The sequence below is a fragment of the Mycobacterium montefiorense genome (assembly GCF_003112775.1).
Taxonomy (GTDB): domain Bacteria; phylum Actinomycetota; class Actinomycetes; order Mycobacteriales; family Mycobacteriaceae; genus Mycobacterium; species Mycobacterium montefiorense.
The window spans coordinates 323,077-342,567 of the sequence record NZ_BFCH01000036.1; the positions used below are offsets into that span (position 1 = coordinate 323,077).

23 protein-coding genes, 3 tRNA genes and 1 pseudogene are annotated in these 19,491 nt (G+C 64.5%); 18 read left to right on the forward strand and 9 right to left on the reverse strand.

Features of this window, described 5'->3' with window-relative positions:
• The first annotated feature begins 3 nt into the window (after positions 1-3).
• Entirely contained in the window at positions 4-1,554 is a 1,551-nt protein-coding gene (locus DB708_RS25335) for an MCE family protein (protein WP_108926196.1), read from the forward strand.
• A gap of 17 nt (positions 1,555-1,571) precedes the next feature.
• On the opposite strand, the pseudogene DB708_RS25340 reads toward DB708_RS25335, so the two are convergent.
• A pseudogene (locus tag DB708_RS25340) lies at positions 1,572-2,303 on the reverse strand (TVP38/TMEM64 family protein).
• 163 nt (positions 2,304-2,466) lie between these two features.
• Between DB708_RS25340 and DB708_RS25345 the strand changes: the two are divergent.
• From DB708_RS25345 to DB708_RS25365, 5 genes are read left to right on the forward strand one after another with little or no spacing between them, the layout of a single operon-like run.
• Positions 2,467-3,903: a CehA/McbA family metallohydrolase gene (locus DB708_RS25345; protein WP_108926198.1), complete on the forward strand. Its 1,437-nt coding sequence runs from the start codon at positions 2,467-2,469 to the stop codon at positions 3,901-3,903.
• A gap of 58 nt (positions 3,904-3,961) precedes the next feature.
• Positions 3,962-4,477 carry a nitroreductase family protein gene (locus tag DB708_RS25350; protein ID WP_108926199.1) on the forward strand — a complete coding sequence of 172 codons (516 nt, stop codon included), beginning with the start codon at positions 3,962-3,964 and terminating at the stop codon, positions 4,475-4,477.
• Between the two features lie 20 nt (positions 4,478-4,497).
• On the forward strand, positions 4,498-5,259 hold the full coding sequence (locus DB708_RS25355; protein ID WP_108926302.1) for a class I SAM-dependent methyltransferase: 762 nt from the start codon (positions 4,498-4,500) through the stop codon (positions 5,257-5,259).
• Between the two features lie 23 nt (positions 5,260-5,282).
• Entirely contained in the window at positions 5,283-5,741 is a 459-nt protein-coding gene (gene cynS / locus DB708_RS25360; RefSeq protein ID WP_108926200.1) for a cyanase, read from the forward strand.
• Positions 5,741-6,754: a patatin-like phospholipase family protein gene (locus DB708_RS25365; RefSeq protein ID WP_108926201.1), complete on the forward strand. Its 1,014-nt coding sequence runs from the start codon at positions 5,741-5,743 to the stop codon at positions 6,752-6,754. The genes cynS and DB708_RS25365 overlap by 1 nt, the downstream gene beginning before the upstream one ends.
• A gap of 121 nt (positions 6,755-6,875) precedes the next feature.
• Here the strand turns inward: DB708_RS25365 and DB708_RS25370 are convergent, their stop codons facing one another.
• The 3 genes from DB708_RS25370 to DB708_RS25380 all read right to left on the reverse strand — a co-directional run bounded on the left by DB708_RS25370 (position 6,876) and on the right by DB708_RS25380 (position 9,250).
• On the reverse strand, positions 6,876-7,571 hold the full coding sequence (locus DB708_RS25370) for a crotonase/enoyl-CoA hydratase family protein (protein ID WP_108926202.1): 696 nt from the start codon (positions 7,569-7,571) through the stop codon (positions 6,876-6,878).
• A 60-nt stretch (positions 7,572-7,631) separates the two neighbouring features.
• Positions 7,632-8,474, reverse strand: a complete 843-nt coding sequence (locus DB708_RS25375) for a hypothetical protein (protein ID WP_201263617.1) — start codon at positions 8,472-8,474, stop codon at positions 7,632-7,634.
• A 125-nt stretch (positions 8,475-8,599) separates the two neighbouring features.
• Complete coding sequence (locus DB708_RS25380) at positions 8,600-9,250, reverse strand: MBL fold metallo-hydrolase (RefSeq protein WP_108926303.1); 651 nt, start codon at positions 9,248-9,250, stop codon at positions 8,600-8,602.
• 182 nt (positions 9,251-9,432) lie between these two features.
• Between DB708_RS25380 and DB708_RS25385 the strand changes: the two genes are divergently transcribed.
• The 12 genes from DB708_RS25385 to rplA all read left to right on the forward strand — a co-directional run bounded on the left by DB708_RS25385 (position 9,433) and on the right by rplA (position 14,448).
• Positions 9,433-9,645: a type II toxin-antitoxin system VapB family antitoxin gene (locus DB708_RS25385; RefSeq protein WP_108926204.1), complete on the forward strand. Its 213-nt coding sequence runs from the start codon at positions 9,433-9,435 to the stop codon at positions 9,643-9,645.
• Between the two features lie 84 nt (positions 9,646-9,729).
• A tRNA-Thr gene (locus DB708_RS25390) sits at positions 9,730-9,802 on the forward strand.
• A 37-nt stretch (positions 9,803-9,839) separates the two neighbouring features.
• A tRNA-Met gene (locus DB708_RS25395) sits at positions 9,840-9,913 on the forward strand.
• 35 nt (positions 9,914-9,948) lie between these two features.
• The gene (gene rpmG, locus DB708_RS25400) at positions 9,949-10,116 is read left to right on the forward strand and encodes a 50S ribosomal protein L33 (RefSeq protein ID WP_108926205.1); all 168 of its coding nucleotides are present in this window, start codon (positions 9,949-9,951) and stop codon (positions 10,114-10,116) included.
• Positions 10,117-10,165: 49 nt separating this feature from the next.
• Positions 10,166-10,642: a (3R)-hydroxyacyl-ACP dehydratase subunit HadA gene (gene hadA, locus DB708_RS25405; RefSeq protein ID WP_108926206.1), complete on the forward strand. Its 477-nt coding sequence runs from the start codon at positions 10,166-10,168 to the stop codon at positions 10,640-10,642.
• Positions 10,629-11,057, forward strand: a complete 429-nt coding sequence (gene hadB, locus DB708_RS25410) for a (3R)-hydroxyacyl-ACP dehydratase subunit HadB (protein ID WP_108926207.1) — start codon at positions 10,629-10,631, stop codon at positions 11,055-11,057. Before hadA ends, hadB begins: the two co-directional genes overlap by 14 nt.
• A 4-nt stretch (positions 11,058-11,061) precedes the next feature.
• Positions 11,062-11,577, forward strand: coding sequence for a (3R)-hydroxyacyl-ACP dehydratase subunit HadC (gene hadC, locus DB708_RS25415; RefSeq protein ID WP_108926208.1), 516 nt, complete (start codon positions 11,062-11,064; stop codon positions 11,575-11,577).
• Between the two features lie 146 nt (positions 11,578-11,723).
• Positions 11,724-11,796 (forward strand) — tRNA-Trp (locus tag DB708_RS25420).
• Positions 11,797-11,885: 89 nt separating this feature from the next.
• Complete coding sequence (secE, locus tag DB708_RS25425; RefSeq protein WP_108926209.1) at positions 11,886-12,359, forward strand: preprotein translocase subunit SecE; 474 nt, start codon at positions 11,886-11,888, stop codon at positions 12,357-12,359.
• A 34-nt stretch (positions 12,360-12,393) separates the two neighbouring features.
• Positions 12,394-13,173, forward strand: coding sequence for a transcription termination/antitermination protein NusG (gene nusG / locus DB708_RS25430; RefSeq protein WP_108926210.1), 780 nt, complete (start codon positions 12,394-12,396; stop codon positions 13,171-13,173).
• A 62-nt stretch (positions 13,174-13,235) separates the two neighbouring features.
• Positions 13,236-13,664 (forward strand): 50S ribosomal protein L11, encoded by a 429-nt coding sequence (gene rplK / locus DB708_RS25435; protein ID WP_108926211.1) that lies wholly within the window; start codon positions 13,236-13,238, stop codon positions 13,662-13,664.
• A gap of 76 nt (positions 13,665-13,740) precedes the next feature.
• Positions 13,741-14,448: a 50S ribosomal protein L1 gene (gene rplA, locus DB708_RS25440; protein ID WP_108926212.1), complete on the forward strand. Its 708-nt coding sequence runs from the start codon at positions 13,741-13,743 to the stop codon at positions 14,446-14,448.
• A 2-nt stretch (positions 14,449-14,450) separates the two neighbouring features.
• Here the strand turns inward: rplA and DB708_RS25445 are convergent, their stop codons facing one another.
• From DB708_RS25445 to mmaA2, 5 genes are all read right to left on the reverse strand, one after another.
• Positions 14,451-15,677, reverse strand: coding sequence for an RNA polymerase sigma factor (locus DB708_RS25445; protein ID WP_108926213.1), 1,227 nt, complete (start codon positions 15,675-15,677; stop codon positions 14,451-14,453).
• 9 nt (positions 15,678-15,686) lie between these two features.
• Positions 15,687-16,385, reverse strand: coding sequence for a YciI family protein (locus tag DB708_RS25450; RefSeq protein ID WP_108926214.1), 699 nt, complete (start codon positions 16,383-16,385; stop codon positions 15,687-15,689).
• A gap of 102 nt (positions 16,386-16,487) precedes the next feature.
• On the reverse strand, positions 16,488-17,384 hold the full coding sequence (mmaA4, locus tag DB708_RS25455; RefSeq protein WP_108926215.1) for a hydroxymycolate synthase MmaA4: 897 nt from the start codon (positions 17,382-17,384) through the stop codon (positions 16,488-16,490).
• 143 nt (positions 17,385-17,527) lie between these two features.
• The gene (locus DB708_RS25460) at positions 17,528-18,409 is read right to left on the reverse strand and encodes a cyclopropane mycolic acid synthase family methyltransferase (RefSeq protein ID WP_108926216.1); all 882 of its coding nucleotides are present in this window, start codon (positions 18,407-18,409) and stop codon (positions 17,528-17,530) included.
• Between the two features lie 147 nt (positions 18,410-18,556).
• Complete coding sequence (gene mmaA2 / locus DB708_RS25465) at positions 18,557-19,420, reverse strand: cyclopropane mycolic acid synthase MmaA2 (RefSeq protein WP_108926217.1); 864 nt, start codon at positions 19,418-19,420, stop codon at positions 18,557-18,559.
• Positions 19,421-19,491 lie beyond the last annotated feature (71 nt).

Genomic DNA, 19,491 nt, shown 5'->3' on the forward strand with positions numbered 1-19,491 from the left:
GAAGTGTTGACTCGCTTCATCAGAACCCAGCTGCTGTTGTTGGTGGTGTTCTCGGTCATCGCCGTGGTGGTCCTCGGTTGGTACTTCCTGCGGCTACCCAGCCTTGCCGGGATCGATCGATACACGTTGTACGCCGAATTGCCCCGGTCCGGGGGTCTGTACCGAACCGCCAACGTCACATATCGCGGCATCACGATAGGCACGGTGACCAACGTGGAGCCCACCGAGCGGGGCGCCCGAGCGATGATGAGCATCGACGAGGGCTACCAGATCCCGACCGATGCGTCGGCCAATGTGCACTCGGTGTCGGCGATCGGCGAGCAGTACATCGACCTGGTGTCGACCCGCACCGGCGGTCCGTATTTTCACAACAACCAGACGATCACCAAAGCCACGGTCCCCAGCCAGATTGGCCCTGCGCTTGACGCCGCCAACCGCGGATTGGCGGTGCTGCCCAAGGAGAAGGTGGCGTCATTGCTGCACGAGGCGTCAGAGGCGCTCGGCGGGCTGGGGCCGTCACTTCGTCGTCTGGTCGACGCCACCCAGGCGATCACCCACGACTTCAAGGGCAGCATCGACGATGTCGACGAGATCATCGAGCATTCGGCTCCCATCCTCGACAGCCAGGTCAATTCCGGTGACGACATCGCGCACTGGTCCGCCAACCTGCGCTCCCTGACCGCGCAGACCGCGCAGCAGGATCAAGTGATTCGTCGCATCCTGGCCAACGCGGCGCCGACCGCCGAACAAGTCGGTGCCACCTTCGGCGACGTGCGGGAATCGCTGCCGCAGACGCTGGCCAATCTCGAAGTCGTGATCGACATGCTCAAGCGCTACCACAGCGGGGTCGAGCAGGCGTTGGTGTTCTTGCCGCAGTCCGGCGCGATCGCCCAGTCGGTTACCTCGGAATTTCCCGGCCAGGCGGCGCTCGGAATCGGTGCCTTGTCACTCAACCAACCACCACCGTGCCTGACCGGCTTCATGTCGGCATCGGAATGGCGGGCACCGGCCGACACCACCACCGCGCCGCTGCCGAGCGGCACCTACTGCAAGATCCCGATGGATGCGCAGAATGCGGTTCGCGGAGCACGCAATTACCCGTGTCCGGACGTGCCCGGCAAGCGCGCGGCGACCCCGCGGGAGTGCCGTAGCAGCGAGCCCTATGTGCCGCTCGGGACCAACCCCTGGTACGGCGACCCGAATCAGCTCCTCACCTGTCCCGCGCCGGCCGCGCGTTGTGATCAGCCGGTCAAACCGGGGCAGGTGATCCCGGCGCCGTCGGTCAACAATGGGCAGAACCCGCTGCCCGCGGATCGGGTGCCGGGCACACCGCCCCCGGTCAGCGACCCCCTGCAGAGACCGGGGTCAGGCACTGTCCAGTGCAATGGGCAGCAACCCAACCCGTGCAGCTACACGCCCAGCGCGGCGCAGGGGTCGATTTACGACGTGCAGAGCGGGTTGGTCGTAGGCCCAGACGGCGAAGTGTATTCCGTTGAGAACTCCAGGCACACCGGCGAAGACGGGTGGAAGGAGATGCTGGCACCGGCCCAGTGAAGCCTCAGCCGGGTTCCTCAGCACGTCCCGGCTCCCCGATCCGAATCGGGGATACCGTCATCCCCGTCCTGGGCGGTGTGCCCGCGCCATTTTCGATATCCGTGTCACGCGGCGAACGCGCCGGCGAGCGCGGTCACGCACCACACCGCGATTGCCGAATATGCCAGCGCCGACGACTTATTCGCGATCGAGGCACCCAGCGCGGTGTAGGCGAATGCACGCGGCGTCGAGCCGATGAACGAACCAATAGCTATCTGCCACAACGGAACTCCGAACGCCCCGAACGCGTAGGAGGCGAGCGCATCCGACAGGCCGGGAATGAACCGCTGGCCAACGACCGCGTACAAACCGCGACTTTCGATCAGCGCATCGATGCGCTGCGCGCGTTGCTTCCCCAGCAGAGCCCGCGCGCTGCCCCGGCCCGCCCGGCGGCCGACCCCGCTCGCGACGATCGCGGTCCCCACCGCGGCGCCGAGCGTCACGAAGATGCCGAGCACCGGGCCGAACAAAAGGCCGCTGCCCGCGGCCAGGATCGAGCCCGGCACGAACAATGCGCCCAGGATGGCCGACACCACGACGTAGACCAGCGGCGCGGCCGGACCGGTCGCCGACACGGCGCGCCGCCGGGTTTCGATGTCGATGACCCGCGCGATGGCGACCAGGTAGAACATACCGAGTAGCAAGCCGGCGAACACGACGAGCCGCACGATATGGCGTCGCCGGGATGCCGGTGAGGAATTGTCGATCATGTTGACCGCGATTCTTGCGCACCGGGTGTTGCCACGGAGTCATCAGCGCCCCGACGGCGGGCGTTCGTGTCGATGTAACGGGTGGTTAGACCTTCATGGCGAATGCTGTGGGCGCAACCCGACGCCGTCGTCGGAATGGTTACGGGCCGACGGGAGACAAGCCGTGAGCATCGTCAGGGTCGGGCCCGGTGCGATCACCGGGCAACGCGACGGCAAAGTCATCGAGATAGCGTTTTCGGGACGGTTTGGTTTTGGTATCTACCGGTGGGCTTACCTGCCGTTTGATGTGCCGCGGGGTGTGCAACAAATTCGGGTCGCCACCTCCCACGATGTCGGGGTTGGCGGTCTCGCACGAAATGTGTTGGATCTAGGGATGTTTGGCTCTGCCGGCTACGACCTGGGCAATGCGGCCGGGTTCCGGGGCTGGTCCGGCGGGGCCCGCGACGGCTTTGTGATCTCGCCCGCTTATGCCACGCCCGGCTACCTGGCCGGCCCCGTCGAGCCGGGGGTGTGGGCGGTGGCGCTGGGCCCGGTGGTGCTGAGCCCGTGGGGGATGGCGTGGCAGGTGCGGGTCACACTGGACACCGAGCCGCCTGCCGCCCAAAACGGGCCGCCGGTCGCGCGGGACTCAGCGTCGATCGCGTTCACGCCCGCCTCGGTCGGCGGTGCGCGCTGGTATCGCGGTGATCTGCATCTGCATACGGTTCACTCCGACGGTGCGCGCGATCCCGCTGAACTGGTGTCCGCCGCGCACGCTGCTGGGCTTGACTTCATCGTCTCCACCGAGCACAACACCACCTCCGCTAACCGGGTCTGGCCCGGCTGCCGCACCGGATCACTGTTGGTGATCCCAGGCGAGGAGGTAACCACCCGCCACGGCCACTGGCTCGCCGTCGGCTTGCCCCCGCGCGCCTGGGTCGATTGGCGATACGGGCCGCGCGACGGCGTGTTTCCCCGCTTCGCCGCCGAGGTTCGCCAAGCCGGCGGCCTGGTGGTCGCCGCCCATCCCGCCGCGCCACTGCCGGGATCGGCGTGGGAATTCGGATTCGCCGACGTGGACGCGCTGGAGGTGTGGAACGGCCGGTGGAACGTCGATGATGAGCTGTCCCTTCGTATTTGGCAACGACTGTTGCGCCAGGGCCGGCGCATGGTCGCGGTCGGCGGCAGCGACTCGCACGCCAACCGCCAGCCGGTCGGCGCGCCGCAGACGGCAGTACACGCGGCCGAGCTGTCGATCACCGCAATCGTCGACGGGCTGCGCCGCGGCCGCTCCTGCATCGTGGGATCCCGCGAAGTCGCGTGCGAGCTGACCGCGTCCAGCCCGAACGGCGACGTGGCCGGACCCGGGCAGCAGTTGCGGGTGGCGCCCGAGACGGCGGTGACGGTCACCGCCGTGATCAGCGGAGCTCCCGGCACCATCGCGACCCTGGTCACCGGGGCCGGCTGTGCGGGGCGAGCGCCGGTGGCCTCGGTGCGCACCCGGCTGCAATGGGAGCTTGACGCCGCGTCGGCGCGCTTTGCCCGACTCGAAGTACGTGACAGGCGGCGGGGTCGGCTCGGCGCGATGGTCGCCTTGACGAATCCGGTGTGGCTAACCTGAGAAAGGGCAAGACACACCAGCATTCGCGAAGGCCGGCGCCGACGAGAGAGGGACGAGATTGGAAACCTGGGATGCGATCTGTGCTCGGCGCAACGTCCGGCAATACCAGCCACAACCGGTGTCAGAGGACGATCTGAACCGGATCACCGAGGCCGGATGGCGGGCGCCGTCGGCGAAAAATCGCCAGCCGTGGGACTTTGTGATCGTCACCGACGCGGCTGCGCTGCAGGAGCTATCGACGGTTTGGCGCGGCGCCGGTCATATCGCGTCGGCGCCGGCCGCGATCGTTTTGGTGGTGCCGGTTCCACCGGACGATCGCCGGCTGGTGACCGACAACTACGACGTCGGCCAGGCGACGATGGCGATGATGATCGCGGCGACCGACCTGGGAATCGGCACCGGCCATTCGTCGGTGGGTGATCAGGAGAAGGCGCGCGCGATCCTGGGCGTCCCGGACGACTACCTGGTGGCCTTTATGCTCGGCGTCGGGTATCCAGCCGATCGTCCGCTCACGCCAATCCGCAAGCCGGACCGGCGCCCGTTCGACGAAGTCGTCCACCGCGGACACTGGTGAAGAGCGAGAAAGTGGCAGACATGGCGCGCGAGCACAAAGGCGAATACGGGTACGACGGTTCGTTCCACACCGTCTCGGCCGGGGCGCAGGTGGCCGGGGTGGCAGGCATCTCCGCCGTCTTATTGGCTGGCGCCGGCGCTGCCCTGGCCCGTGGTAATCGGGTGGCGGCAGCGCTCGGCGCGGCCGGGGCGGCCGGGGCGGCCGGGCTTCTCGCGACGACCGCTTCCTACATCTATGCGACCAGGCGGGGCAAGTTCGTGGCGTGGAACCGGATCCTCGATGAGCTGGGGCTGCAAGGCGACGAAACCGTGCTCGACCTCGGATGTGGCCGCGGGGCGGTGTTGTGCGCCGCGGCTAAACGGTTGCCGCGGGGCCGTGCGATAGGCGTCGATCTCTGGCGTGCCGACCAGACCCAAAACTCGCAGCAGGCAACGCTGTCCAACGCGGAGCTGGAAAACGTCGCCGACCGCATCGAGGTGCACACCGCCGACATGACCGCGCTGCCGTTGGCCGACGAGAGCGTGGACGCCGTCGTCAGCAACCTGGCCATCCACAACATTGCGAGCTCGCAGGGCCGGCGAAAGGCCTTGGACGAAGCGATTCGGGTGCTGCGCCCGGGTGGCCGCCTCGCGATCGCCGACCTATGGGAAACCAGCCGCCACGCCGCACATTTGCGCGACCTGGGTTTCGATGACGTGCGACACCGCAACGCCGGTTGGCGCATGTGGTTCGGCGGCCCCTGGTTTGCAACGCGTGTAGTCACTGCGACCAAGCGCAGTTAGCCCCCGTGCAGCATGCTGGATTCATGAACAGAAACGAGATCACCGAACAGATCGTCGTTGCGCGCCTGACGCGCGGCCTCACCTGGCAGGAGCTGGCCGACGCCATCGGCCAGCCGGTGGTGTGGACCACCTCGGCGTTGCTAGGCCAGCATCCGATTCCGCCGGAGCTCGGCAAGCTGCTGGCCGAGATGCTCGGTCTCGACCTGTCGGTGGTGCCGGTGCTCGCGGCGCCGCCTATGCGTGGTGGACTGCCCACCGCGGTGCCGACCGACCCCACCATTTACCGCTTCTACGAAGCACTTCAGGTGTACGGTGGCGCCATCAAGGAACTGATCCACGAGCAGTTCGGCGACGGCATTATGAGCGCGATCAACTTCAGCGTCGACCTGCAGAAGAAGCCGCACCCGTCGGGTGATCGTGTCGTCGTCACTTTCGACGGCAAATACCTTGCCTACGACTGGGTTTCAGCGCAAGGGGAGTAATGGCCAAGGCGAGTCGGCAGCCGAAACCCGCGGATCTCGTCCTCTCCGGTGGGGGCGTCAAGTTCATCGGCCTGGTCGGTGCCATCGTCGCCTTGATGGACGCGGGATACACATTCCCGCGGGTGTCCGGAGTTTCGGCCGGATCGGTTGTCGGCGCGATCTTGGCTGCCGCGTCCAAGGGTGACCAGCTGACGAGCCAGGAGGTCAAGGACCTCGCGTTGTCGGCTCCGCTGAGCAAATGGCGCGACGCGGGACCGGTCCCGGTTCTCGGTGCCGCGTGGGGACTTGTCCGGGACACCAGCATGTTTCGGGGTGACGCCGCCTACGACTGGATTCGCGGCGAGCTGAAGAACCTCGGTGTCACCTACTTCGGCGATCTGGTACTCGACGAGGACACGCTGCCCGAGGACCGGTGCCAAAAGCTGGTGGTCACCGTCGCTGACGTGACCGCGGCACAGTTGGTGAGACTGCCCTGGGACTACCGGCGGCTCTACGGGCTGGACCCCGATGAGCAGCTGGTCGCCGACGCCGTGCGCGCGTCGATGGCCATCCCGTTCTTTTACCGCCCGGTCAAGCTGACCGGGGTCAGCGGCACGACGTCAACACTCGTCGATGGTGGTGTGCTGTCGAACTTTCCGATTGACACCTTTGACCGGTTTGACGGAAAACCGCCACGCTGGCCCACATTTGGGATCACTGTCTTACCCAGGCTCAATGAGGGCTTCAGCGCGGTGATGCCCGCGCTGAAGCCGCTGCGATTTTTCGAGCAGACGGCGTTGCTGGAAAGTCTGCTCACCACCATGCTGACGGGCCACGACCAGACCCACCTCAACCAGCCGTGGGTTGCCGCCCGCGCGATCGCCGTCGAATCGACCGATGTGGGTGTGCTCGACTTCGATGTGGCGGCGGATCGCCTCGAGGCGCTGTACGCCAAGGGCCATGAGGCGGCGCAGGAATTCCTGCTGACGTGGGACTGGGCGGGGTATCTCAAACGGTTCCGCTGGGCGATTTGACGCCAGGTCCGCTGCGGCCGCAAGGGTGAAGTGACGACTCATCGCCGCCGTGCCACACTTCGAAATGGAGGAGGCGACGGGAGGGTGAGGCGGTTGCCCGGGCAACCGCATCGCCTCCTCCTTACAGGCCGAATTCGGCTTCTATGCCGTCGATTCCGGCGCGCAGCGCCTTGAGGGATTCTTCGCGGGCACGCAATTTTGTTGCGAGATGCGCTTGCTGCTTCAGGCCGGCGAATTCCTGCGCGGCTTCCTCGGCGCGGCTGACCACCATCTCAGGCAACACGATCTCGTCGACAAAGCCTGCGGCGAGCGCGGTTTCACCGAAGAACGTCTTGGCCAGCCCGGTGGCTTGCTGATACGCCGACCGCGTTAGCCGTAGCTTCAGGATCTCGAGGGCCGCGTAGGGGATCGTCATGCCGATCGCCACCTCGTTGGCCTGGATGTTGTAGGCGTGGGCGGTCACCCGGTGATCGCCGGAAGCCAATAGGAACGATCCCATCGCGATGGCGTGTCCGGTGCAGGCGATCACTACCGGCTTTGGGTAGGTCAAGAGTCGATACGACAACTCGAAGCCGCCCCGCAGCATGTCGATCGCCGGCTGTGCCTCGCCGGAGGTCAGGATCTTCAGGTCGAATCCGCCGCTGAACACCCGCTCGTTGCCGGTGAGCACCAGTGCGCCGACGTTGTCACTGTCGGCCTGGTCGATCGCCTCGTTGATTGCCGCCTGCATCGCTGGACCCAGCGCGTTGACCTTGCCGTCGTCCATCCTGATGACTGCGACGGAATCTTTGAGGCTGTAGGTAACCGGACCGCTCATGAAGTCGATTGAATCAGATCGGCATTGCGCGACCCCGCGGGGCCAGACCTAGGCCGACGGTCACACGTGCTCGTCGCGATGTTTACCCAGATCGCTTTTGCCGTTACCCAAGCGCAGGCCGACATCGGTGGGTGCGTCGACCTGCCGGGCGCGCCAGCGGTCCTGAGTTTCGGCCACCGCATTGTTGATTCGTTCGATCTCGCTGCGGAACACGTCGGCGCGCGTTTCCTTGCTCGCGTAGTGAAAGTAGGTCAGCAGGCCGCGCAGCAGTTCCAGCTTCTGCTTTTCCCGCTTGGCCAAGTCGTGCGTCGTCATCAACTCGATGCGCTGAACGGGCGGCAGGGCCTCCCAGTCCAGCACCACGCTGGTCTGCAGCGGCTGGCGCTCGCGTTCCCAGAACCGCCACCCTCGCGGCTTATCGGCGCGGTCGTAATAGATCACCGATCCGGCAAAGCGAGATTCGATGCCGCCGCCGATTTCGGCGCGATCGAGCGCTGAATCCCAGACCATTCGCCACTCCTGGCCGGGTGCGAGCACCGGCAATTCGCGGGGGAGCTGCAATTCGACGACTTCTGCGTAGCCGTCGCTGGAATTCTCGTATTCGGCCACCGTTGGTGGAGTCGGAAATGAAAACCGGATGTCGTAGGCCGCGGTCCGGCCGAAATTGCGGACCACTAGCTCGATCACATGCCAGTCCGCCGCATGCGGTTCCATCAGCATGCCGACGTGGGGCCGAGTCTGCTCGGCGGCCAATCGCCGGTTGCGGCTGATCTGGTGGTTGGTAAACACCAGCGCGACGATGCCGAGCGCGATCGTGGCCCACGCCGCCCATACCAACCAGGTGCTGGACTCCACGTCGGTGACCCCGTGCCAGCTGCCTTGGATCCACCCCATTGAATCCATCCCTTCGCTACATCACAGCGATGTGCACCCGAAATTCTGCTGCTCCGGCTGCGGAATCGCAACGATCAGGCTAATTACTCAAGTGGCCACAAAAATCGACCGAGAGAAACGCCTCGCTCAATCTGTTAACCGCCCATCAACATTCGCCACTGATCAAGATTGGTGGCTCGATACACATAATTGGAACGCTTGACCTCGGCCAGCGACGCGCTCGGGTCGGCGGAATACCAGTGCCCTGGAAAAACCGTCGGGTCGCCTGGCAGCGCGGCCAGCTGCTGCAGACTGCGGTACATCTCGTCGGGGTCACCGCCCGGAAAATCGGTGCGCCCGCAGCCATCCAGGAACAGCGTGTCACCGGCAACCAGCCGACCGTCGAGCAGAAAGCACTGGCTACCCGGCGTATGGCCCGGAGTATGCAACAGCTCGATCTCGATGTCGCCGATGTTGATCCTGTCGCGATGCTCATGCGTGGTCAGGTCGCCGACGGCGATCCCGGTGACTCGGGAAACCCAAAGCGCTTCATGGGTATTGACGTGCACCGGCACACTGGTCCGCTCCAGTAACTCGGCCAGTCCGTTGAGCTCGAAACCCATCATCGACCCGCCCACGTGGTCCGGGTGGTGGTGGGTCACCAGCATGCCGGACAGGCGCATGCCGTCGGCCTCCACCGTGTCGACCAGATCGCCGGCCGCATATGCCGGGTCGACGACGACGCAATCCCCGGTCTGACGGTCGCCGATCAGGTATGCGAAATTGCGCATCTGTACCGCGAACATATCGCCGGCGGCAAAATCGCGGCCGGCGAGCAGTTGGCGGAAATACAGTCGATCCGCTGACGAGTCTGTCACCGCACCAGACTATGACCCGGCCAACAGGCCTGGTATTTCGGGCGCATCGTGGCCTTTCGTAGGGGCTTTTTCGAACGCTTTGGCTGGTGTTCGGTGGGTATTGTTGGCCCATGCTGAAGAAGGTCGAAATGGAGATCGACGACGATCTTGTCCAAGAGGCAATACGTCGCTATCACCTGGCCGACGCCCGCGAGGCCGTCCATCTCGCGCTGCGGACTCTGCTCGACGACACGGCGGACGCACCCGGAGACCACGAGGACATTTACGACGAGTTCAGCGACCTGGGCGCATGGCAACCGCACCGCAACAGCGACGGGGGCTGAACGCTGCGGCGTGGTTTGGTGCCGTCGCGCGTCGCGCTGTACCCTCTTTTTGGCCCGAGGCACGACTGATCGCTACGGGTTCAGGCCCCCTTAGCTCAGTCGGTAGAGCGTTTCCATGGTAAGGAAAAGGTCAACGGTTCGATTCCGTTAGGGGGCTCGGCGGGACGCCGAGCAGGCGGGCGGCGCGTACCAGAGGCGGTGTAGCTCAGTCGGTTAGAGCGAACGACTCATAATCGTTAGGTCGCCGGTTCGAGTCCGGCCATCGCTACAACACAACAATGTGACGTGTGAAAGAGAATTGAAATGGCTTCCAGTACCGACGTTCGGCCAAAGGTCACTTTGGCCTGCGACGTGTGTAAGCACCGCAACTACATCACCAAAAAGAACCGCCGCAACGACCCTGATCGGCTGGAGCTGAAGAAGTTCTGCCCGAACTGCGGCAAGCACCAGGCTCACCGCGAGACGCGCTAACCTCGACCTACGAGTGTTTACTCAGACTGACTAGGTAGGTTTTGAAGCCGTGCCATTGACCGCAGATATCGTCGGGATGCATTACCGCTATCCCGACTATTACGAGGTGGAGCGGGAGAAGATCCGCGAGTACGCGGTGGCCGTACAGAACGGCGATGCCTGGTTCTCGGAGGAGGGAGCCGCCGCCGAGCTCGGCTACAAGGGGCTGCTGGCCCCGTTGACGTTTTGCTGTGTGTTCGGCTACCAGGCTCAGACGGCGTTCTTCAAATACGCCAATGTAGCTGTCCAGGATGCCCAGATCGTCCAGGTTGACCAGGTACTGAAGTACTTTAAGCCGCTCGTGGCAGGCGACCGGCTCTACTGCGACGTGTACGTGGATTCAGTGCGTGTGTCGCACGGTACCCAAATCATCGTGACCAAGAACATCATCACCAACGAGGCGGGCGAAATCGTGCAGGAGACCTATGCGACCCTGGCGGGTCGTGCTGGTGACGATGGAGAGGGATTTTCTGATGCCACTGCGTGAGTTCAGCTCGGTGAAGGTGGGCGACCAGCTTCCGGAGAAGACTTACCCGCTGACCCGCCAGGATCTGGTGAACTACGCGGGTGTTTCGGGCGACTTGAACCCGATCCACTGGGACGACGAGATCGCCAAGGTCGTCGGGCTGGATACCGCGATCGCGCACGGCATGCTGACCATGGGCATTGGCGGCGGTTACGTCACCGCGTGGGTCGGCGATCCCGGCGCGGTCACCGAGTACAACGTGCGATTCACGGCGGTCGTGCCGGTGCCCAACGACGGCAAGGGAGCCGAGCTGGTCTTCACCGGTCGGGTCAAGTCGGTCGATCCGGAGAGCAAGTCGGTGATCATCGCAATCAGCGCCACTACCGGGGGCAAGAAGATCTTCGGACGGGCCATCGCGTCGGCCAAGTTGGCGTAGTCGAATGGCGCTCAAAACCGATATCCGCGGCATGGTGTGGCGGTATCCGGATTACTTCATCGTGGGCCGCGAGCAGCTACGTGAGTTTGCCCGATCCATCAAGAACGAGCACCCGGCCTACTACGAAGAAGCAGCGGCAGCCGAACTCGGCTACGACGCGATCATCGCACCGCTAACCCTCGTCACGATCTTCGCCAAGCACGTGCAGCTGGATTTCTTCCGCCACGTCGACCTGGGCATGGAGAGCTTGGTGATTGTCCAGGTTGAACAGCGGTTCGTCTTCAACAGGCCGATCCTGGCGGGCGACAAGCTGTGGGGGCGGATGGACGTCGTGTCGGTCAGCGAGCGTTTCGGCGCCGATATCGTCCTGACCAAGAACGTCTGCACCGACGACAACGGTGAGGTCGTGATGGAGGCCTACACCACGTTGATGGGGCAATACAACGAGGCTCCGGACGACGGTTCCATACAGCTCAAATGGGATCCCGCATCCGGGCAGGTCATCAGAACGCGTAATTAGTATCTGACTCCCGTGCCGATGTACACTCGGACCTCGGGGTTTTCCCATTACAGCGCGCTGTCCGTAGGTTCGGCGATCACCGAACGGAGAGCGCGCGTGTCATGTAGGCCCCGGTAGGTAAGCGCAGGTTGGCCTGCCAACCGCGAAGGGGCGTAGCTCAACTGGCAGAGCAGCGGTCTCCAAAACCGCAGGTTGCAGGTTCAAGTCCTGTCGCCCCTGCAGAAGGTGAAGCGTGCCATGCTGGACACTAAGGTGCCCGATCAGCGCGGGACGAAGCGTGAGATAGCTAGCGAACAAAGGAGCATGCGGTGAGCGACGAAGGCGACGCTGCCAACGACGCCGCACGCGACGGCGGTGACACCGACGACAGCACGAGCGGTGGTCGAACGGCCGTGGTGACCAAGCCTGCGACGCGTCCGCAACGTCCGACCGGCAAGCGGTCCCGGCAGCGCGTGGCGGATGCCGACGACGTCGACGCAGAGTCCTCGGACGAGGCCGAGGACTCCAAGGAGGACAAGAAAACCCCGGCAGCTAAGAAGGCCGGAGCCGATAAGAAGGCCAAGAAGCCGAAGAAGCCCGGGGACCGTACGGCTAACCCGTTCGTTTTCGTCTACAACTACCTCAAGCAGGTCGTTGCCGAGATGCGGAAGGTGATCTGGCCGAACCGCAAGCAGATGCTCACGTACACATCCGTGGTGCTGGTGTTCCTGGCGTTCATGGTCGCACTGGTAGGTCTCGCTGATTTGGGCCTGACAAAGCTCGTGCTGTTGGTGTTCGGCTGAGCTTTTCGACAGTGATAGAGAGGACTGACAAACCGTGACTACCTTCGACGGTGACACGTCCGCGGGCGAAGCGGTCGACGTAGACGCGCCCGCCGAGGTCGTCGAGGCCCCTGAGTCCGCGGGGACCCCCGAGACGCCCGAGGCGGCCGCTGACGCGGAATCGGCCGCTGACGCGGGATCGGCCGAGGAGGCCGACCCTGCCGCCGCGCTCAAGGCCGACCTGCGCAGCAAGCCCGGCGACTGGTACGTCATCCACTCCTACGCGGGATACGAGAACAAGGTGAAAGCCAACCTCGAAACCCGTGTGCAGAACCTGGACGTCGGCGACTACATCTTCCAGGTCGAGGTGCCCACCGAAGAGGTCACCGAGATCAAGAACGGCCAGCGCAAGCAGGTCAACCGCAAGGTCCTGCCCGGCTACATCCTGGTGCGCATGGACCTCACCGACGACTCCTGGTCCGCGGTGCGCAACACCCCCGGCGTGACCGGATTCGTCGGCGCGACCTCCCGTCCGTCGGCGCTGCGGCTCGACGACGTGGTGAAGTTCCTGCTGCCGCCCGCGGCGACGAAGAAGGCCGTCAAGGGCGCTGCCACCACCGCTGCCGCCGCCGAGACGGGTGGCTTGGAACGTCCTGTCATCGATGTCGAGTACGAGGTCGGCGAATCGGTGACGGTCATGGACGGCCCCTTTGCCACGCTGCCGGCCACGATCAACGAGATCAACGCCGAACAGCAGAAGCTCAAGGTGCTGGTGTCGATCTTCGGCCGCGAAACACCCGTGGAACTCACCTTTACCCAAGTCTCTAAGATCTAGCCGGCCGTCCCGCTCGCGGGAACGGCTGGATGCATAAACCCAGGAAGGAACGTCAAAATCTCATGGCCCCGAAGAAGAAAGTCGTTGGGCTGATCAAGCTGCAGATCCAGGCCGGGCAGGCCAACCCCGCCCCGCCGGTGGGGCCCGCGCTCGGCCAGCACGGCGTCAACATCATGGAGTTCTGCAAGGCGTACAACGCCGCAACGGAAAACCAGCGTGGCAACGTCATCCCGGTGGAGATCACGGTCTACGAGGACCGCAGCTTCACCTTCGCGCTCAAGACGCCGCCCGCCGCCAAGCTGCTACTAAAGGCCGCCGGCGTGGGCAAGGGCTCGGCTGAACCGCACAAGACCAAGGTCGCCAAGGTCAGCTGGGATCAGGTGCGCGACATTGCCGAGACCAAGAAGGCCGATCTCAACGCCAACGACATCGACGCCGCTGCCAAAATCATCGCCGGCACCGCCCGGTCGATGGGGATCACCGTCGAGTAATCCTCAGCACCACCACCGTGGGAGGGCCAGCTTCGGCCCGAATTAACCACGACCCAACACCAGATTGGATAGATCAATGAGCAAGAACAGCAAGGCCTACCGCGCCGCCTCCGAGAGGATCGATCGCGACAACCTGTACACCCCGCTAGAGGCTGCCAAGCTGGCCAAGGAGACATCCTCGTCGAAGCAGGACGCGACTGTCGAGGTGGCGATCCGGCTCGGTGTCGACCCGCGTAAGGCCGACCAGATGGTCCGCGGCACGGTCAACCTGCCGCACGGCACCGGCAAGACCGCCCGCGTCGCCGTGTTCGCCGTGGGCGACAAGGCCGAGCAGGCCCAGGCCGCCGGCGCCGACATCGTCGGCAGCGACGACCTGATCGAGAAGATCCAGGGCGGCTGGCTGGAATTCGACGCCGCGATCGCGACCCCCGACCAGATGGCCAAGGTCGGTCGCATCGCACGTGTGCTGGGTCCGCGCGGCCTGATGCCGAACCCCAAGACCGGCACCGTGACGCCCGACGTCGCCAAGGCCGTCACCGACATCAAGGGCGGCAAGATCAACTTCCGCATCGACAAGCAGGCGAACCTGCACTTCGTGATCGGCAAGGTATCTTTCGACGAGAAGAACCTCGCGGAGAACTACGGTGCCGCGATCGACGAGGTGCTGCGGCTCAAGCCGTCGTCGTCCAAGGGGCGCTACCTGAAGAAGATCACCGTGTCGACGACGACCGGCCCGGGCATTCCGGTGGACCCGTCGGTCACCCGCAACTTCTCCGAGGGCTAAACCTACCCACCACACTCGGCGATACGCCGCCGCAAAAAGTCGCGCCCCGGCTCAGAACCGTTCGAGTGCAACGCCGTTCGATACCAGGCGAGAGCTTCGGTGGGCCTTCCCGCGCGCCGCAGCAGATCGGCCCTTACCGTCGCGACCAGATTCGACCGCGTCAGCCGGGGATCGCGCGCCACTTCGTCCAGTGCGCTCAGACCGGCGGCGGGGCCGTCGCGGAAGCCCACCGCCAGCGCGCGGTTCGCGCCCGCCACCGGCGAGCCCGTCAACGCCAAGAGCCGGTCATAGGCCGTGCAGATGGTGGTCCAATCGGTGTCCGCCCAGGACGTGGCCGTCGCGTGTAGGGCGGCGATCACGGCCTGGGGCAGGTAGGGGCCCGTCGACCCCTCGGCCCGCCGCAACCGGTCCAACCCGCGCGCAATGCGGCCGCGGTCCCACTCGCGGCGGTCCTGGTCTTCCAGGGGTACCAGCATCCCGACATCATCGACCCGGGTTGCGCGGCGCGAGTCGTGCAGCAGCGGCAAGGCGGCCAGGGCGTGTGCCTCGCGCTCGTCCGGCATCAACGCGCATAGCTCGCCGGCCAGCCGAACGCCCTCGTCGCATAGTTCGTCGCGAATCGCCGAGGGGCCCGCGGTGGACCAGTACCCCTCGGTGAACATCGAGTAGATGCAGCCCAGCACGTGTGGTGTCCGCTCTCCCAACAGCTCCGCGGGCGGCACCCGCAGCGGAATGTTGGCGTGGCGAATCTTGTTCTTGGCGCGCGTGATTCGCTGACCACTGGCGGTGTCCGTCTGCAGCAATGCCCGGGCGATCTCGGCGACGGTCAACCCGGACACCAGCCGCAGCGTGAGCGCCAATTGTGACTGTCGGTCCAGCGCCGGATGAGCACAGGTAAACATCATCCGCAGTTCGTCGTCGCGAACCGGATGTGGATCGGTCCGGTCGGTGCGTGCTCTGATGTCGTCCACGTAGCTTCTCCAAGCGGCCAATTCCTTTCCGGGACGGACAGATTCGCGGCGCAGCCGATCCCGGGCGCGGTTGCGGGCGACAGTGACCAGCCACCCGCCGGGGTTATCGGGCATACCGTCGTCGGGCCAGCTGCGCAGCGCCTCGGCGCAGGCCTCCTGGACGGCGTCCTCGGCGACGGCGAGGTCGCCCGACCACCGCGCGAGCGCGGCGACGGCGGGCCCCCATTCGCGCCGGAAGACGCCGTCCAGGTTGGTCATTGCGGGCGGTTAGAGTGCCGAGACGCCAGCCAATTGCCGCAGCTGCACCGTCGAAGCGGGGATCATCGATGCGATCTTGACGGCCTCGTCGCGATCCGCCGCGCCAATCAGGTAGATCCCGGTGGCGATTTCGGCGCCTTCCACATACGGCCCATCGGTGATCAGGACCTCGCCATCGCGCACCCGCACGGTCGTCGCGGTGGACCGATCGTGCAGCGCGGCGCCGCCGATCACATGATCGCCCGCGGCCGCGTGCAGATCCGCGTGCTTTGCCGCCACTGCTTCCCATTCCGGTGTGCCGGGCGTATGTGCGGTTGCCGGCGGTTCCAGCAGCAGCGCGAGCCAGTCGTTGCCGGTCAGCTCGCGGGACGGCTCAATCGAGTGGACCTCCGGCCACAACTCCACGGCACCGTATGTGGCGATCGGAATATCGCGGGCCAGTGCCAGCGCCTCGTCCAGGTTTTCCGCCTCGAACACGTAGTAGCCGCACGCCACCTCGGCGGCCTCGGCGAAGGGGCCGTCGGTGACCATCGGCGCATCTGGGCCGCCGGTGATAACCACCGCAGCGGCAGCGGGTGTCAGCGCGTCTCCGGCTTTGATCGCCGGACCGGCCTTGGTGTGGAAGTTCACCCATGCTTGCATCGCGGCGGCGGGGTCGTCGGGTGTGCGGTCTTGTTCCTTGCTGATCAACAGCGCGAAATACTGCATGTTCGTCACCTCCGGTAGCGAGCGAAGCCTCGTGCTCCACTCTCTACCTATCCGACGAACGACGCAGCCCTAATCCGACAGCTGCGGTGATATGGGGCCCAATTAGTTCGAGGCGCCCGGCTTGAGGTAGGTCACCAGGCTGCAGTCGAGAATCTCGTAATCGAAATAGTGCTCGCAGCCGCGCAGGTACTTCATGTAGCGGTCGTAGACCTCTTCGGACGTGACCTCGATGGCCTTGTCCCGGTTGGACTCCAGCGTGTCACCCCAGATATGCAGCGTCTTGACATAGTGCGGCTGCAGCGAGAGTGGTTCGGGGACAACAAATCCCGCTTTTTCGCCGTGTTCGACCATCATCTCGGTGGTCGGCAGACGGCCGCCCGGGAAGATCTCGGTGACGATGAACTTGATGAAGCGCACCGTTTCGAAGGTCAGCTTCTTGCCGCGGGCATTCATGTTGTAGGGGTGGTAGCTGACGCTGCTTTGGACGGTCATCCGGCCGTCGTCGGGCATGACGTTGAAACACCGCTTGAAGAAATCGTCGTAGTTCTCGTGTCCGAAGTGCTCGAACGCCTCGACCGACACGATCCGGTCGACCGGCTCGGTGAAGTCCTCCCAGTTCTGCAGCCGCACCTCACGCGAGCGGTTGGTGTCGATTCCGGCCAGCACCTGCTCGGCACGGGCGTGCTGATTCTTGGAAAGCGTCAGCCCGATCACATTGACGTCGTACTTCTCGATCGCGCGGCGGATGGTGGTGCCCCACCCGCAGCCGATGTCCAGCAGGGTCATGCCCGGCCTGAGATCCAGTTTGTCCAGGTTGAGGTCGATCTTGGCGTATTGGGCCTCTTCGAGGCTCAGGTCGGGGGGCTCGAAGTAGGCGCAGCTGTAGGTTCGGGTGGGGTCCTGGAATAAGGCGAAGAAATCGTCGGAGACGTCGTAGTGCGCCTGGATGTCTTCGGAGCGCGTCCGGATCTTCGTCGCACTAGTCGGTTGCTCAGCCATTGTCGTTTAGTTCTCCTGAATTCACTACTTCAAACCCATCGCCCACCGTCACCCGATTGACCAGCAACGATACTCACCCTTAATCGGACCGCTTAACCGCCGGCATTGCTGCGCGCCCGGCGCCCCCGTTGCCCCACACGAGTCTACTTTTCCAGCGTGAACTGGTTGCAGTCGATGTAGCCCACCCGGAATGCATTGGCGCAGCCGGTCAGGAACTTCATGTACCGCTCGTACATCTCCTCGGACTGCATCTCGACGGCCTGGTCCTTGTGCGCCTGCAAGGCCTGCGCCCACAGGTCGAGGGTCTGGGCAAAGTCCGACTGCAGCGAATGCCGGCGGGTCACATTGAAACCCACCTTGGCGCAGTGGTCCTGGACCTTCTCGATCGACGGCAGCCGGCCCCCCGGGAAGATGTCGTTCAGGATGAACCGGATGAACTTCGCCATCTCGATGGTCACCGGGATGCCGCGCTCCATCATCTGCTTTGGATGCAGCGCCGTGATCGAGTGCAGCAGCATCACCCCGTCTGCCGGCATGGAGTTGTAGGCGAATTTGAAGAAGTCGTCGTAGCGTTCGAAACCAAAGTGCTCGAGCGCCTCGATGATGACGATACGGTCGACGGGCTCGGTGAACTCTGCCCAGTCGCTCAGCAGCACCCGACGCGAGCGGCTCGAGTCGACGGTGCCGAGCACCTGCTTGCAGTAGGCGTACTGGTTCCTGGACAGGGTCACCCCGACGACGTTGACGTCATATTTCTCGATCGCACGCTTCATCACCGAACCCCAGCCGCAACCGATGTCGAGCAGGGTCATGCCCGGCTCCAGTCCGAGCTTGTCCAGCGTCATATCCAGCTTGGCGAGCTGCGCCTCCTGCAGCGACATGCCCTCGCGGGGAAAGTATGCGCAGCTGTAGGTGCGGGTCGGATCCTGGAACAGCGCGAAGAATTCGTTGGAAATGTCGTAGTGCGCTCGGACATCGGCCGCGTTGGACCGCGTCCGGGTGGCGCTTGCTGAGCTACTTGTCATATGTCCTCCCCGATGGACAGGCACCTCGGCGAGGAGGCTATGCCGGGGACCCTACACGTAGCCAGGCGCATCTCTGGCATTTGAGGTGTGATGCCACTGGATTTCTCGATGGCAGGTCCGCCACCCCTCAGTGTGACGACGTGATCGTTACTTCTCCAGGGTGAATTGGTTGACGTCGATGTAGCCGACCCGGAACGCGTCGGCGCAGCCGGTCAGGTACTTGATGTAACGCTCGTACACCTCTTCGGACTGGATCTCGATGGCCTCGTCCTTGTGCGATTCAAGGGCGGCGGCCCAGAAATCGAGTGTCCTGGCGTAGTGCGGCTGCAGCGATTGGCGGCGGGTCAACCGGAAACCGTGCTTCGACGAGTGGTCCTGGACCTTCTCGATGGAGGGTAGCCGGCCGCCCGGGAAGATCTCGGTGACGATGAACTTGATGAAGCGGGCCATGTCGAACGTGAGCGGGATGCCGCGTTCGGTGCACTGCTCTGGCTTTAGACCGGTGATGGTGTGCAGCAGCATCACGCCGTCGTCGGGCAGTACGCCGCGGGCCATCGTGAAGAAGTCGTCGTAGCGGTCGTGGCCGAAGTGCTCGAACGCGCCGATCGACACAATGCGGTCGACGGGCTCGTCGAACTGTTCCCATCCTTCCAGCAGCACCCGTCTGGTTCGCGGAGTGTCCATTTCGTCGAAGGACTTCTGCACATGGGCGGCTTGGTTTTTGGACAGCGTCAGGCCGACGACGTTGACGTCGTGCTTCTCGACCGCGCGGCGCATGGTGGCGCCCCAGCCGCAGCCGACGTCGAGCAGCGTCATGCCGGGCTGCAGTCCCAGCTTGCCGAGCGCCAAGTCGATCTTCGCGATCTGCGCCTCTTCCAGCGTCATGTCGTCGCGCTCGAAGTACGCACAGCTGTAGGTCTGGGTGGGATCCAGGAACAGCCGGAAGAAGTCGTCGGACAAGTCGTAGTGAGCCTGCACATCGGCGAAGTGCGGGGTCAGTTTTCGAGCCATGACAGTGAGCCTTCCTGACGAAACGCACCTAAAGATACCGTGTGCAAGCGTCAGGGCCAGCTATTCGATCC

Coding starts and splice junctions, on each gene's coding strand:
- DB708_RS25380 (WP_108926303.1), bottom strand. CDS start 9,250: ATGTTCGCGGTACAGATGCGCAATTTCGCATACCTGATCGGCGACCGT.
- DB708_RS25450 (WP_108926214.1), bottom strand. CDS start 16,385: ATGCAGTATTTCGCGCTGTTGATCAGCAAGGAACAAGACCGCACACCC.
- DB708_RS25375 (WP_201263617.1), bottom strand. CDS start 8,474: ATGGATTCAATGGGGTGGATCCAAGGCAGCTGGCACGGGGTCACCGAC.
- DB708_RS25365 (WP_108926201.1), top strand. CDS start 5,741: ATGGCCAAGGCGAGTCGGCAGCCGAAACCCGCGGATCTCGTCCTCTCC.
- rplA (WP_108926212.1), top strand. CDS start 13,741: ATGAGCAAGAACAGCAAGGCCTACCGCGCCGCCTCCGAGAGGATCGAT.
- rpmG (WP_108926205.1), top strand. CDS start 9,949: ATGGCTTCCAGTACCGACGTTCGGCCAAAGGTCACTTTGGCCTGCGAC.
- hadB (WP_108926207.1), top strand. CDS start 10,629: ATGCCACTGCGTGAGTTCAGCTCGGTGAAGGTGGGCGACCAGCTTCCG.
- DB708_RS25355 (WP_108926302.1), top strand. CDS start 4,498: ATGGCGCGCGAGCACAAAGGCGAATACGGGTACGACGGTTCGTTCCAC.
- DB708_RS25460 (WP_108926216.1), bottom strand. CDS start 18,409: ATGACAAGTAGCTCAGCAAGCGCCACCCGGACGCGGTCCAACGCGGCC.
- DB708_RS25445 (WP_108926213.1), bottom strand. CDS start 15,677: ATGACCAACCTGGACGGCGTCTTCCGGCGCGAATGGGGGCCCGCCGTC.
- mmaA2 (WP_108926217.1), bottom strand. CDS start 19,420: ATGGCTCGAAAACTGACCCCGCACTTCGCCGATGTGCAGGCTCACTAC.
- mmaA4 (WP_108926215.1), bottom strand. CDS start 17,384: ATGGCTGAGCAACCGACTAGTGCGACGAAGATCCGGACGCGCTCCGAA.
- cynS (WP_108926200.1), top strand. CDS start 5,283: ATGAACAGAAACGAGATCACCGAACAGATCGTCGTTGCGCGCCTGACG.
- rplK (WP_108926211.1), top strand. CDS start 13,236: ATGGCCCCGAAGAAGAAAGTCGTTGGGCTGATCAAGCTGCAGATCCAG.
- DB708_RS25370 (WP_108926202.1), bottom strand. CDS start 7,571: ATGAGCGGTCCGGTTACCTACAGCCTCAAAGATTCCGTCGCAGTCATC.
- DB708_RS25385 (WP_108926204.1), top strand. CDS start 9,433: ATGCTGAAGAAGGTCGAAATGGAGATCGACGACGATCTTGTCCAAGAG.
- hadC (WP_108926208.1), top strand. CDS start 11,062: ATGGCGCTCAAAACCGATATCCGCGGCATGGTGTGGCGGTATCCGGAT.